Raw genomic sequence first — 13574 nt, 5'->3', positions numbered from 1 at the left:
TCTTACTCCCTGTATCAGATTGCCTTAGCTAATGAAAAATAAATGGTGCTGCTAATTCAATTAATTTCTCTTCTAATACTAGCTTATGGGGATTTGCGGAAGATTGTCCCTTCGTTTATCCCAATCATCATTAAAAGATATCACAGAGACATAGTAACAGTTTACACGAAAGGTTTATTATACTTCACTGCCGGGGTGGATTCCAATACCATTTTGAAATTAATTTAGCAAAAAACCAATATTTTTCCGGCAGGCTGGTAAATAGGAGATCTAAACGATTTACAGGGATTTCGGGCGGGTTCCTTTTAAATCAAAAGAATGGCGACCATATTCACTCGTACAGAAAGTTAGTGTCTATTTATAACTGCTGCAAGCAGAAAATGCAGCTTATTGGCAGAGTCGATTATTTCTGTTAAAATGCTATCTTGTGGCTCTCTTGTTTTTTTGCAGGACGAGCGGGTAGGGAGAGGGCTAATTTAATAGGATAGACCGCCATGAAAAATAATAGGTTTAACCAACTCTTTAAGCTTGACCAGAATGAGACGACGGTAAAACGTGAAATACTGGCAGGATTTATTGGCTTTTTTGCAATTGTTTATATCATTGCCGTAAATTCACTTATATTATCGGAGGCTGGAATACCGCTGGAAGCAGCGATACTGGCAACGATTATTTCGTCTGTCGCCGGCTGTTTGATTATGGGATTTTATGCAAACGTGCCGATTCTTTTAGTACCAGGTATGGGGATCAATGCTCTATTCTCTTATACGATTGTCCAATCAATGGGAATCACATGGCAGGAAGCGCTGGCCGTTGTGTTTATTTCCGGCTTATTGTTCATGTTCATTGCATTTTCCCGGTTTGCGAAAAGATTAAGTGAGGCGATCCCCCAATCGTTAAAAGAGGCTATCACGGTAGGGTTAGGGTTGTTTTTAATGCTGATCGGCCTCGAAAAAGGCGGGCTGGTAGAAAAAGGGACCAACTCGATTATCGCGCTTGGTGATCTGGGCGAACCTCAGGTCCTTGCCACGATACTAACTTTTTTGATTGCCATCATCCTGTTCATCCGCAACATACCAGGAAACTTCTTGATTACCGTAATTGCCGGCACATTGCTTGCATGGCTATTCGGTTTGATTGATGTGCAGTCTGCTGAAGAAACAGCATTCTCTTTCTCCGAATACATGGAAGTTTTCGGTGTGATGTCATTTGATAACATTCTTTCATTGACCTTTTGGATTGCCGTGTTTTTAATTACCATGGTACTAGTGTTTGAAAATATCGGACTTACCCATGGCCATGTTGCTTTCATCAACCGTCCGGAGAAATTCGCCCGTGCATTTCAGGCAAATTCCGTGTCTGCAGCGTTGTCCGGTTTGTTTGGCACAAGTCCGACGGTTGCAACGGTCGAAACAACTGCAGGAATGGCTGCAGGCGGCAGAACAGGCTTAACTACCGTAACTACGGGCGTCCTTTTTTTACTTTCAGCATTTTTCATCCCGGTCATTAAGCTTATTCCAGATAGTGCGATTGCACCGATTTTAATGATTATCGGGGCACTGATGCTCGAAAATATTCGCCACTTAGACTTGGAAGACTTAAGTGAAAGCTTTCCGGCGTTTCTCATAATTGCCATGATTCCGTTCACCTATAGTATTGCAGACGGAATTGCAGTAGGGTTTATTCTTTACCCAATTTTAAAAATCGCCATTGGTAAAGCAAAGGAAGTCTCATTGGCATTGTATGTAATTGCCGGATTGTTTTTGTTTAATTTCATCTTTCATGTGATGAGTTGAGTTTCATGGGAGAAGCACATCATTGTGCTTCTCTTTTTACTGTTTTTATTATCGATTAGAAAGCTGAATTCTAACTGTATCTGTTGGATTACATAATAAAGCACCAGCGGATGAAATATCAGCTGGTGTCCTTTTTGTGTGGTTATGGCAACTTATTGCCTGCCGCCCGATATAGTTCGTACCATTCTTCCCGTGTTACTTCGATGTCAGAGGCTTTGGCGATATCCGCCATACGTTGTGGGTTCATCGTGCCAACAACTGGCTGGATGCTGGCCGGATGACGCAAAATCCAAGCAATGGCGATGGCAGAGTCTGTGACACCTTTCTTCTCGGCCAGTTCCTGCAGCTTGGCGTTCAATTCAGGGAATTTATCATTACCGACAAATACACCTTCAAACATTCCAAACTGGAATGGCGACCAGGCTTGGACGGTCATCTCGTTTAGACGGCTATAATCAAGGATACTGCTGTCCCGGACAACCGAAGGGTCATGCTGCATATTTACATTCAAGCCAGCATCAATCATTGGGGTAAACATCAAACTTAATTGCAGCTGATTGATGATCAGGTCATCCTTTAAGTATTTTTTCAGTAGTTCGATTTGCATCGGATTCTGATTACTGACCCCGAAGTGGCGGACCTTCCCGCTTTGCTTCAGCTTGGTAAAAGCTTCCGCGACCTCTTCAGGCTCCATTAATGCATCCGGTCGGTGGAGCAGGAGAATATCAATATAATCCGTCTTCAACCGTTCCAGACTGCCATCTACAGAAGCAAGGATATGCTGTTCGGAAAAATCAAAAAAGCCATCGCGGATACCGCACTTCGTCTGAATTTTTATTTTTTCCCGTATGGACGGGGACATATTAATTGCGTCAGCAAAGACTTCTTCTGATTTTCCGCCGCCATAAATATCGGCATGATCAAACAAATCAACGCCTTGATCAAGTGCGTTTTCGATTACCCTGGCTGCATCCTGCTTTGACAACTTGTCCATGCGCATACAGCCAAGAGAAATTTCGCCTACCTCCAAATCACTCTTACCCAACTTTATTTTGTTCACAACGCCACCTCTTTTCCTATAATACTTTTATTCTACCAGTTTGCCTGCGGAAAGTCGCAACGAATACTCGCTGCGCTCTTTAAATGAATTCAACGTTTTTGCAGTGCCGGGGAAGTGGAGCGATTATCCCGGAAAGTAGAGCAACTCCGGGGGAGTGGAGCAACTTTCCCCTAAAGTAGAGCTACTTTCAGGTGAAGTAGAGCGATTGTCCCGGAAAGTAGAGCAACTGCCATCCGAAGTAGAACAGTTATCCCGAAAAAGCAGATTCCCTTCCCATTATTGTTAATTTATTCACAATAACGACATATCTTATTGAACAGTATGTGAATTAATTCACAATATCCTTTCGTAGGATGGAAATCATGCTAAGATATAAGTGTAGTAAGAAAACAAACAAGATCTTATCAAAAATTATGTGAAATGTTGAACAAAATAACACCAATTAATTTAAAAGGAGATGTTTCATTATGTTTGACGTATTAAGAAGAAACAATGTGATTGCCGGTATGTTAGCCATCATTCGAATCTATCTTGGATACCAATTCCTACACGCGGGCATTGAAAAAATAGCAGGCGGCGGGTTTGACGCAAGTGGATTTCTGCAAGGTGCCGTCGCTTCTGCTACTGGAGAGCATCCGGCCGTACAGGGCTGGTGGGCAGCTTTCCTGGAGCATGTCGCACTACCAAATTCCAGCCTCTTCTCTTTCCTGGTTATGTGGGGAGAAGTACTTGTCGGAATTGCCTTGATTCTTGGACTTTTGACCAACTTTGCAGCATTGATGGGAATGGTGATGAACTTCGCCTTCCTGTTCAGCGGCACTGTCAGCACTAATGGACAAATGATCTTATTAGCCTTCTTCGTCATCGTTGCCGGAGCAAACGCTGGAAAATACGGCTTGGACAGATGGGCAATCCCTTATCTTCGCAGCCTTACTCCCAGCAAAAAAGTAAAAAAAGAAACAGCAACGGTTTAAGTAATAATAAATACTTTAAAAGAGATCAGCATTATGTGCAGCTGGTCTCTTTTTTCTGCTTCTTTCAGTCAATGCAACCTTTAGTAGAGAGAATTTCTTCAGAAAGAAGGCTCGGAGTATGTCAGAATCTGCCCAAACGGCTGCTGCAAATAAAACACGGCGCCCGCTAGTCCTGGCAATCTTGGGAATATCGATGTTTATGGCTGCCATCGAGGGAATTTTTAACACAAAAAAGCCTATCAAATGTTGATTCATTTGATAGGCTTCTAAAACATCTGCTTTGCTATAGATTAACGCTGCTCCAATCGTGCAATTCGTTCATCCAGATCCGGGTGGGAGGAAAACAGCTTGGCTACCCCACTCTTTCCATTGATTTTCATGGTCTGGATTGCTGCGTCATCCGTACGATCGTTATTTAGATGGGCCCGGTTCACTTGCGCTTTCAGTGAGCGCAGCGCATGGGCCATTTTGTCACGGCCCGCCAAGTCTGCACCTCCACGGTCAGCCCGGTATTCCCGCCAGCGGGAATAGGCACTAACGACGATGCTTCCCAGAATGGAGAATAATATTTGGAAAACAATAATTGCCGCAAAACGGACAACCATTTGCATTTCCGAACGGACTAAACGCGACACAATAATGGCAACAATTCTAGACAAGAAGACGACAAAGGTATTGACCACTCCTTGCAAGAGCGTCATGGTAACCATATCACCGTTTGATACGTGAGCAATTTCGTGGGCAATTACACCTTCCACCGCGTCGTCATCCATTGAACTTAACAACCCTGACGATACAGCAACAAGTGACCGTTTCTTTGTCGGACCGGTGGCAAACGCATTAACTTCCGGCGATTGGTAAATTCCAACCTGCGGCATATGCATCAGCCCAGCTGCGCGTGACAAACGGTGCACCTTTTCAACCAGCGCCCGTTCTTGGGCTGCCAATGAACCATCCGGGTCCAGGACTTTCACTTTCATCATTTTTTTAGCCATCCAGCGTGACATTGCCAGCGACATAAATGATCCAATAAAACCGACCAGCAAGCTGAATACCATTAACGAACCATAATCAATCCCTAATCCTGATCCGCCTGTCTCAAACGAACCTCCGATATCGGTGAACGTAGTAATTATCGACCAGACGATAACAATCGTCGTCATAACAAGTATATTAGTTAATAGAAAAAATAACACGCGTTTTCCCAATTCCTGCACCTCCATTTTCAATTTGCACTTGTTACTATTTTAACATGATTTTACTTTTTATACGGCATAGAAGACAACAGGAACAGAAAAAGGCTGCTAATATTTTAATAACATGTCACAAAAACGCCAAATATTACTTATTGCTGGATAAGTTGAGCAGCTATAAAAAAACAATCGGAGCATGAATGCTCCGATTGCCTTTCTATACGCTAATGCATTAAATCGACAACGATTCTGGAAGAAAACGCCGGCGTTTCAAAAGTTATTCCTTCCTCTTTCAAATCAAAGGCTGCCACAAACGCATTATCCTCCCGCTGGTAATCGATGCTTGAAATAACTGGACTGTTGTTTATTTGCAAGGTACCGCCCGATTCACCCAATTCTCCGCCAATTTCTCCATAAGGTATTTCTAAACGTAATTGGCCGTCCTTTTCTTCCAGCTGATAGTTTGTCACCGTTTTGTTAAGGTCAAACACAATCCGTGAATAGTCAGCATGGATGCCGTAGCGGATATTCTCTACCAATGTGGTTGACACATCAACCTTCCGGGAGGCAGTGTACTCACCATAAGACGCAAGCAATTCCCCTTTCCCTTCACCTTCTGCCTGGAAGACGCCATCGACTACTTGTCCAATATCACCAGACACCGACCAATCAATCTGTGCCGGATCAATCTCCAGACTATCACCCTCTTCGTCATATCCCTTCACTGCCAGTTCCACAGATTCTCCCAGTGAAGCAGAGAGATCCAAAGGCAGTATTCCTAATACTCCGTTGTTTTTATAAGGCTGAGAGCCGCTTGGATAAGGGTTGTATAGCAGGTATTGATTACGGACTTCCTCTGTCCAAGTGTTCAATTCATCCTCCCAGGAAGCGATAATTTGTTCGACTGGCTGGTCGTCCAAAATCATACTTGGTACATCAGGATCACCGATTAGGTTAGCGTAACTGGAAGTCATCTCGAACGCTTCGGGATCCTGGTCGCGCATGGCATCGACCAAATGGAGACCAAGAGCAACTAAATCAATATCGGAAGGATTGTCGATATGCACCTGCACCCCGCCGATTAATTGCCCTTCATGTCTGCCAAACATTGGCGTATAATATGCAGAGCGAAAACTTACACCGTCAAGACCGCGGCTATTCATTTCTTCCGCTAAATCCTCCCCATCGATCCCAGGGCCGCCAACAAGTTCAAACGGTTTAGTTGTCCCCAGCCCTGTAGACAGGTTTGTATCCTCCACCAATTCTGTGCCGGCATACAGGTAAGCTGATTCCTGCGTCGGAATGTTAGGGGAAGTCATTACCCAGGGAAGCCCTGTATCCTCATAATGCATCGTCCGTTTCCAGCCTTTCATTTTGGCTACTTTCAAGTCTACACCCATACTGTACTCATGGTTCCACATTGTCGCCAATTCACCGACGGTCATGCCATGCCTAACCGGAAGTAAAAATCTCCCCATAAAACTGACGGTCTCTTCCGATCGCAGCGGACCTTCTACTCGTGTACCGCCAATCGGATTCGGCCTGTCCAGCACGATAATCTCCTTGTCAAATTCCGCTGCCGCTTCCATGGCAAAACCTAACGTGTAAATGTAGGTATAAACATTGGAGCCGATGTCCTGGATGTCAAATAACAATACGTCAACGTCCTCCAGCATTTCTTCTGTCGGCTTCCAGGTCGGCCCATATAAACTGTACACAGGAAGGCCAGTTTTTTCATCAATGTAGGATTCCACATATTCCCCCGCTTCCTGATCGCCTCTAATCCCGTGTTCCGGGCCAAACAGCGCGGTCAATTGCACGTCTGGATGCTCGTATAATAAATCACTTGTGCTTACCAGATTCCGGTCCACACCGGTTGGATTGGTAATCAAGCCGACACGCTTGTCCTCCACCCAATCAAGATGATTATCTAAAAACACTTCCACCCCGGGCGTTACCTTTGCATTTCCTTTATTGCCCGACTTCCCGTCTGCATGTACAGCTGCCGTTGAAGCTGCCAGGATCAATAGAAATACAGCAGCCATTAAAGTAAATTTGGATCGTTTCATCGAACCACTCCTCTTTAAAGTTTTTCTCCGCTTCTCTCTTCCTGTCGTTTTTCATTTTGCAGCAATTGCTCGATTTGTTTTTTCATATCGTGCTGATTCTTGTACATATGAATCATTTCCCCGATCAAGTCTTTTTCCGACATGACCGTCATCAAATGGTCCTGGGCATGAATTAATAGTATCGGCGGGCTAGCCAATTTTTCAGCAGCATCCTTCTGTAAGAATTTGGTTTGGATTTTATGCGCCTTCAGCAATTCAGCGGATGCTTTTTCCCTGTTTGCTTCTGTGTTTTCCCATTGTCCATTTCTTGCATCATGCAAGGCCTCATGCAAAAATGCCTTGGCATTTCCAGCATATAAAATGATTTGCATGGAAAGATCTTCTACCTTCATTTACAACCCTCCATAATGGATCAAGCCCACCTTGTGTTGTTTCAGCCATTCTTTTAAACGGCTGCTCGTCAAAATCTCCAATTCTTTTGTTCTTGTAAACTGATAGCTGCTCTTTTTTTCCAGCCATGTATCCATGAATGCAGGGTGGCACATAATTTCCGTAACACCTGGCTGCAAAGCGGCACACAACTGCAATAAATAGTCACTAGTAACGTGCTCCTCGCCATAAAAGTCGTAATGGAAGTTATCCGCGGCAGCTATCTGGTCCGGCAGCTTCGTATCGGAAAAAGCCCGGATCGGCAGCTGGTAGCTTTCCGCCACTTCCAACATCGCTTCCAAGGCACAGGGAATGTGTAAGTGCATGTGGTGATGGCTGTCAAGGTGAGTCACTTTGATGCCCTGTTCGAGGAGAAAATGCAGCTGTGCTTCCAATTCACTTTTCACATCCTGTTTGTTCGCTGACTCGATTAATGATTGGCCAGTTAGAAAATCTCCTTTTTGGTCTACCAGGCTCCTGGCAGAAGCAGATAGCGGACGGCCTGCATCAAGAACAAAATGCAAGCCGATTCCTAATTTGGGATACCGTTTTGCCTCCTCCAGACTTTCCCTGGCAAATTCAGTATTTACCATTGCTGTGGTGCTAGTGAGGACGCCATACTTGTGAGCGTAAAGAATCCCTGCTGTTACGCCTGGTGATAGACCGAAATCATCGGCATTGATAATAAGTTTCCGCTTGTGGTTCATATCAAAAAAGACTCCTTACCCTTGTTTGGCAGAGACAGATACATTTTCAGAGCCAGCCTTATCATCCTGCTCTCTTTGTTCTTCTGCAAGCAATTGTTTATCATAGAGGCGGAAAAATGGGTAGTAAATCACCATGGCAATCAATAGGTTCACCATCATTAACACACCTCCGCGCCAGTCACCTGTCGTAAGAATCCCTGAAATCGGCGGTGGTGTCGTCCACGGCACAATCACATACGGCTTACCTACCAATCCAAAGGACATAGAGAAATAGGTGACAATCCCAACGGCAAGCGGCGCCAGGATAAATGGTATTACCAGAAGCGGGTTCATTACTACCGGGGCGCCAAAAATCACTGGTTCACTAATGTTGAAGATACTTGCTCCAATTGACCCTCTGCCTAATCCTTTTAAATGCTTGGAACGCGCCCGCAAGATAAACAACAATGTTAATGCAAGAGCCATGCCGGATCCCCCGACAGCCCACCAAATTGCCATAAATGGCTGGCCAATGATGTTAGGCAGTTGCTCACCGGCTTGATGTGCTGATACATTTTCCTCCGTAAGACTATACCAAATCGGAGCCATCACACTTGCAACCACAGAGATGCCATGAATGCCGAACGACCAGAGCAAATGAATGAGGATGATTGCGGCCATTGCACCCCAAAAGCTTCCGCCAGCCATTTGCAGCGGTTCACGAAGAACAGCCCCGACTATGCCATGGAGCGATAACTCAAAGGCAGACTGGAGAATTAAATCAACCGCCCAGACCATCGCCACGATTGCTGCGCCTGGTATAAGTGCTGTGAACGCCCGCCAAACAGAAGGCGGAACACTATCAGGCATTCGAATCACGATATTCCTCACTTCAAAAAAACGGTAAACTTCTACTGTAAAAATTGCGAGGACAATCGCGATAAACAGTCCTTCGCTGCCCATTAAATTTAATGGGATATTTCCCTCTTCTGTCAGCGGGGTGGCAACGAAGAAAGCAGCGATTGCCAGCACCCCCGCAGACAAACCGTCCATTTTATAACTGATAGCGAGGTTATAGGCAATGGTAAATACAGCAATAAGCCCTAACAATCCAAATGTGGCATTAACCGGAATACTGAGCGCCGAAGCATATGGGGCCATGAAATCCGCCCAAGAAGGTACTGGCGGCGAGCTGATAATTAAAAAGATACTGCCGATAATCAATAAAGGCATGACGGCAATGATGCCGTCACGGATTGCCTTTAAATGGCGCTGTTCCGCCATTTTTCCAGCAACCGGCATGAAATAACGTTCCATAAATGCATTAAACCGGTCCATCGTGTTTCCTCCCTTTAATCGTAATGTGGTTGTTGGATAAACGGCTCCGCCTGTGAACGAGTATTTTGGAGCAAAGGGTGAATGTGTGATGTCAAATTTGTCGATATTGAGATAAGGAGATTTTTATTGCCGTTTTGTTTGTGAATCTATCATTTTCAAAATAGCTCACCTATTTTACTAGCTTTATCGCCTGGTCAAGTACTTTTTCTCCATCCCTAAGACCGTAAGCTTTCATGTCAATGATGTCGATGGGAGTATCGGCATCTTTTGCTTTCGCAAACAGCTCATTCTTTTTGTAGCAGATTTGCGGTCCTAGTAAAACGACATCAGAAGTTTTCAACTGTTCATCGATATCGTCAACAGAATAGGCATCTATTTCCGCCTCAATCGAACGGCTGGCTGCCGCTTTCTTCATTCGTTCCACGAGCAGGCTGGTACTCATACCAAGCGCACATAGCAATGCGATTTTCATTGATTAACCTCCTGACTTTCCGAGTAAAATTGCGGTAAATAGCGTTTATTCACTTCCAGCATTTCATCAAGTATAACTTGCGCCCGTTCTGAGGAAGGAATCAATGGATGGAGTGTCAACGCTTGTAATGCTGTTCCCTTGTTCCCTGTCACTGCAGCTTCCACTGTCAGTTCCTCGTACGCTTGAACAACCTGCAGCAGTCCTCTGATTTGCGGAGGAACGCTCCCAACCTGGAGCGGTGTCACCTGATGACTTTCCACTACACAATTCACTTCAATACAGGCATCATCCGGCAAACAGGAAATAGTGCCATTATTTGGGACATTCAACGTATGGATATGCTTTGTGTTAAGTTGCAGAGAGGTCATCAAACGGACTGCAGCTTCTGAATAGTAGGCCCCTCCACGCTGCTCCAGCGCCCGAGGTTTATCATTTAGATTAGGATCCTGATAGAGTTCGAATAATTCTTTTTCCACCTGCTGCACCTGGTCAGCGCGGGTTTCGTTCTGTTGATACTGGGACTGCTGCTGTTTTAATAGTCGATCGGTTTGATAGTAATACTTGTGGTAGCCGCATGGTATCGCTTCCAAAGATTGCAAAAATGCTGGATCCCAGCCTAATGATGGGATGTTTTTGGCTTCATAGCTGTCTGAAATGCCGGTTAGTATATCTTCTATTCGTGATTTGCCGTTCACATGCAATTCCGTGATCCAGATGAGGTGATTGATACCGACAAAAGTGATGCTGATATTCTCGATTGCTGTGTTGTAAGTCCGCGAAAATCTTTTATAGTAATTAATCGGATTATTACATAAGCCAATTACTTTGACACTGCTATGTTTTAAGATTGCTTCCGTTACCAGGCCTGCAGGATTCGTGAAGTTTAACAGCCATGCATCAGGTGCCAGTTCTTCGATATCCCGGCAAATATCCAACAGTACCGGGATTGTACGCAACGCCTTCATAAATCCGCCTGCACCTGTCGTTTCCTGGCCAATCACCCCATGCTTGATGGAAATGTATTCATCATTCCTTCTCATCTCCAGCTGGCCGACACGTATCTGTGTAATCACATAGGAAGCACCTTTGATCGCTTCTCTACGATCAAGCGTTGCGGTTATTTTTATCGGACAGTCAGCTTTCTCCATCATTCTTGCAGCCAGATTGGCAATAATTGATAGTTTTTTTTGTCCTTCCGGCACATCCACCAGCCAAATTTCCGAGATATCCAGAGCATGCTGCTGCTTAATAATCCCTTCTAATAATTCTGGTGTATAAGAAGATCCCCCTCCTATTACGGTTATTTTCATTGAACACCCTCCTTTCCTTTGCTGAATAATATTACTTAGCTTTATATTATCGCGGCAGCCCATTCACTTGGAGAGGAATTTTTACCATTGCCTATGGCAAAAAATTATCGGTATATACAAAAAAACAAAGGAAACAAGTTCCTTTGCAAATTAGATACTATTCAACAGCTGCTTTAACTGGGCAAAAGACTGGCACTCAATCAGCTGCAACAGTATTTTTCTATTGTCGACCAACTTGGCCAACGCCTGAAACATTGGCTTCACATCTTCTTTTTTTGCTTTATCGATGTTAAGCAAAAAGACGATTTGCACCAATTTATCATCCCATTGGATTGCCTTTTCCAATGTAACAATCGACCAAAAGGTTTTGTCCGTCATCGGTTCAAGCGGATGAGGAATTGCCACCAGATTGCCAAAGCTCGTCGGAGCATAGCTTTCCCGTTCCAACACGGAAGTCAAATAATTATCTGGTACCAGGCCATCCCGAAGCAATTGATTGCTTAAAAAATCAATCACTTCTTCCGGAGTCTGAAAATCACGATTGAAAAACGTGTAAGCTTCCACTAAGTATTTATCGATCAGTTGCTTATCTTTTGTCATCATCCTGTCTATTTTTTCAACGTCGCTATTCCCCAGTATAGTGCTTACAAGTACCACAGGAACTGGTAAATCCTTTCTTATCGGTATCGTACTAACAATAAAATCGACGTGTTCTACCGACTTTGCGTTCAAGTTATAATATTCCGTTGTGGCGACAATCTCCAAATTATCACCGAATTTATCCTTTAGCTTATACAACAATAACTGAGCACTTCCCAAGCCTGATGCACATACAATCAAACAACGGCTGGAGCGGGCGGTGGTCTTTTTTGCCCTTTCTTGAGCAAGTTCAATATGCAGCGCCAGGTAGCCAATTTCATGTTCATTCACTTGTATCTGCAATTGTTCGTCAAGTACTTCAGCTGCAGCTAATGCCGCCTCAAAGGAAAGAGGGTATTTTGTTTTTATTTCCTCCAGAAGCGGGTTTCTTATGTTCATCCCGTATTTATGGCGATTGATCGCCGGCTTTAAATGCAAGCTTAAATGGAGCAAAAGCTCCTCATCGTTGGCAAGGTTGAAGTGATATTGCTCATCAATCCGCTTCACCATATTTTTGACTAATCGATATAGCTGCTTGTCAATCACCGAAACTCCTTGGTTGATAGCGTCGTCCGGAACATTCAATTTTGTGCCCTGTAAATGCAAGGCCAGATATTTCACTTCATTATCAGAAAAAGACACATCTAGTCCTGCTTCAACTTCCTGGACGATTTCTTTTGCTACGGTGAACTCCTTTGCGCCTTTCATTTGGTGCAAATCTTCTGGTACCTTCTTCACTTCATTCGAGCTTTGAATCCGTTTATAAGCAATCGCTAGATGGGTAATCAAGTTTTGCAGGCTAATGTCTGAGATGATGAGGTTATGTTTTCGAAGGCTGGACAAAATACAGTTACGGATCAAGTCTAAATCAGGTTTGGGCAGTATTTCCTGCCACTCATCGATCATCTCGATAAAGGAAGGCTGGTGATTGAAGATAAATTCAGATATACAAAAACGGATATTCGTTTCCTCGCCGATTACTTTTATCCCATAGTTCGGTCGTTGATCAAGGGATAACTGATAATTCCCTAGAATCTTTCGTACTATTTTCAGGTCGCTTTGCAATGTAGAGCGGCTTATATAAAGCTCTTCCGCCAAGTCTTCGATTTTGACGTAATCAGCGTCGAGTAACAGCCGTTCCATTAAAAATTCTACTCTTCTGTCAGGTTCTTCAGGAGTTGCTTCTTTTGCTTCTGCTAGTTGTCCAAGAAAAAACTGTTGAAAAGAACTCTCGTCGCTGGTTTCCAATTGATATCCTATCCCACGGAAGGATGCAATTTTCGCATCGCTGTTTTGCAGGAAGCGGTTAAGTTGTTTTATATCATTTCGCACCGTTTTCGGACTAACCTGTAAATCAGACGACAATTGGGCACCAGTAAGCGGTTCATTTGCAGCCAAAAACAGTTGAATAATTTCCTGCCAGCGGGCATTCATGAAAAACCTCCTTTGCTTGCTTTTAATATAGCATGCCAAACAGTGCTTAAAAACCTTTTTCTTGTTGGAAATCCATCCATTTGGATAAAAGTGAATTCTGCTAAAACTTGCATTTACTACGCCCAAATGTGTCTCTTTAACCAGCGAAAAATTAATTTTCTTACAGCCTGTCGA

At 44.0% G+C, this 13574-nt stretch carries 12 protein-coding genes; 2 read left to right on the top strand and 10 right to left on the bottom strand.

The annotated features are described in order from the left end of the window. The first annotated feature begins 494 nt into the window (after positions 1-494). Complete coding sequence (locus BLR93_RS06525) at positions 495-1796, top strand: NCS2 family permease (protein ID WP_093212507.1); 1302 nt, start codon at positions 495-497, stop codon at positions 1794-1796. Between the two features lie 142 nt (positions 1797-1938). Here BLR93_RS06525 and BLR93_RS06520 read toward each other — a convergent pair whose 3' ends face one another. Next, complete coding sequence (locus BLR93_RS06520) at positions 1939-2856, bottom strand: aldo/keto reductase (RefSeq protein ID WP_093212505.1); 918 nt, start codon at positions 2854-2856, stop codon at positions 1939-1941. 467 nt (positions 2857-3323) lie between these two features. Between BLR93_RS06520 and BLR93_RS06515 the strand changes: the two genes are divergently transcribed. Continuing rightward, complete coding sequence (locus BLR93_RS06515) at positions 3324-3830, top strand: DoxX family protein (RefSeq protein WP_093212503.1); 507 nt, start codon at positions 3324-3326, stop codon at positions 3828-3830. A gap of 15 nt (positions 3831-3845) precedes the next feature. On the opposite strand, the gene BLR93_RS06510 is transcribed toward BLR93_RS06515, so the two are convergent. The 9 genes from BLR93_RS06510 to BLR93_RS06470 all read right to left on the bottom strand — a co-directional run bounded on the left by BLR93_RS06510 (position 3846) and on the right by BLR93_RS06470 (position 13400). Further along, positions 3846-4085, bottom strand: coding sequence for a hypothetical protein (locus BLR93_RS06510; protein ID WP_093212501.1), 240 nt, complete (start codon positions 4083-4085; stop codon positions 3846-3848). 35 nt (positions 4086-4120) lie between these two features. After that, a complete protein-coding gene (htpX, locus tag BLR93_RS06505) occupies positions 4121-5038 on the bottom strand; it encodes a protease HtpX (RefSeq protein ID WP_093212499.1) in 918 nt (305 codons plus the stop codon). Between the two features lie 209 nt (positions 5039-5247). Further along, the gene (locus tag BLR93_RS06500; protein WP_093212497.1) at positions 5248-7092 is read right to left on the bottom strand and encodes an exo-beta-N-acetylmuramidase NamZ family protein; all 1845 of its coding nucleotides are present in this window, start codon (positions 7090-7092) and stop codon (positions 5248-5250) included. A 14-nt stretch (positions 7093-7106) separates the two neighbouring features. After that, positions 7107-7484, bottom strand: a complete 378-nt coding sequence (locus BLR93_RS06495; protein ID WP_093212495.1) for a PTS lactose/cellobiose transporter subunit IIA — start codon at positions 7482-7484, stop codon at positions 7107-7109. Then, entirely contained in the window at positions 7485-8228 is a 744-nt protein-coding gene (gene chbG / locus BLR93_RS06490; RefSeq protein ID WP_093212493.1) for a chitin disaccharide deacetylase, read from the bottom strand. A gap of 15 nt (positions 8229-8243) precedes the next feature. Further along, positions 8244-9545 (bottom strand): PTS cellobiose transporter subunit IIC, encoded by a 1302-nt coding sequence (gene celB / locus BLR93_RS06485; RefSeq protein ID WP_093212491.1) that lies wholly within the window; start codon positions 9543-9545, stop codon positions 8244-8246. 169 nt (positions 9546-9714) lie between these two features. Then, on the bottom strand, positions 9715-10017 hold the full coding sequence (locus BLR93_RS06480) for a PTS sugar transporter subunit IIB (RefSeq protein WP_093212489.1): 303 nt from the start codon (positions 10015-10017) through the stop codon (positions 9715-9717). Continuing rightward, positions 10014-11327 (bottom strand): 6-phospho-beta-glucosidase, encoded by a 1314-nt coding sequence (locus BLR93_RS06475; RefSeq protein ID WP_093212487.1) that lies wholly within the window; start codon positions 11325-11327, stop codon positions 10014-10016. The genes BLR93_RS06480 and BLR93_RS06475 overlap by 4 nt, the downstream gene beginning before the upstream one ends. Positions 11328-11477: 150 nt before the next feature. Further along, the gene (locus BLR93_RS06470; RefSeq protein WP_093212485.1) at positions 11478-13400 is read right to left on the bottom strand and encodes a BglG family transcription antiterminator; all 1923 of its coding nucleotides are present in this window, start codon (positions 13398-13400) and stop codon (positions 11478-11480) included. Positions 13401-13574: the final 174 nt, after the last annotated feature.

The organism is Sediminibacillus albus (assembly GCF_900101125.1).
Taxonomy (GTDB): Bacteria; Bacillota; Bacilli; order Bacillales; family Amphibacillaceae; genus Sediminibacillus; species Sediminibacillus albus.
This window is presented reverse-complemented; position numbering and strand designations above follow the sequence as displayed.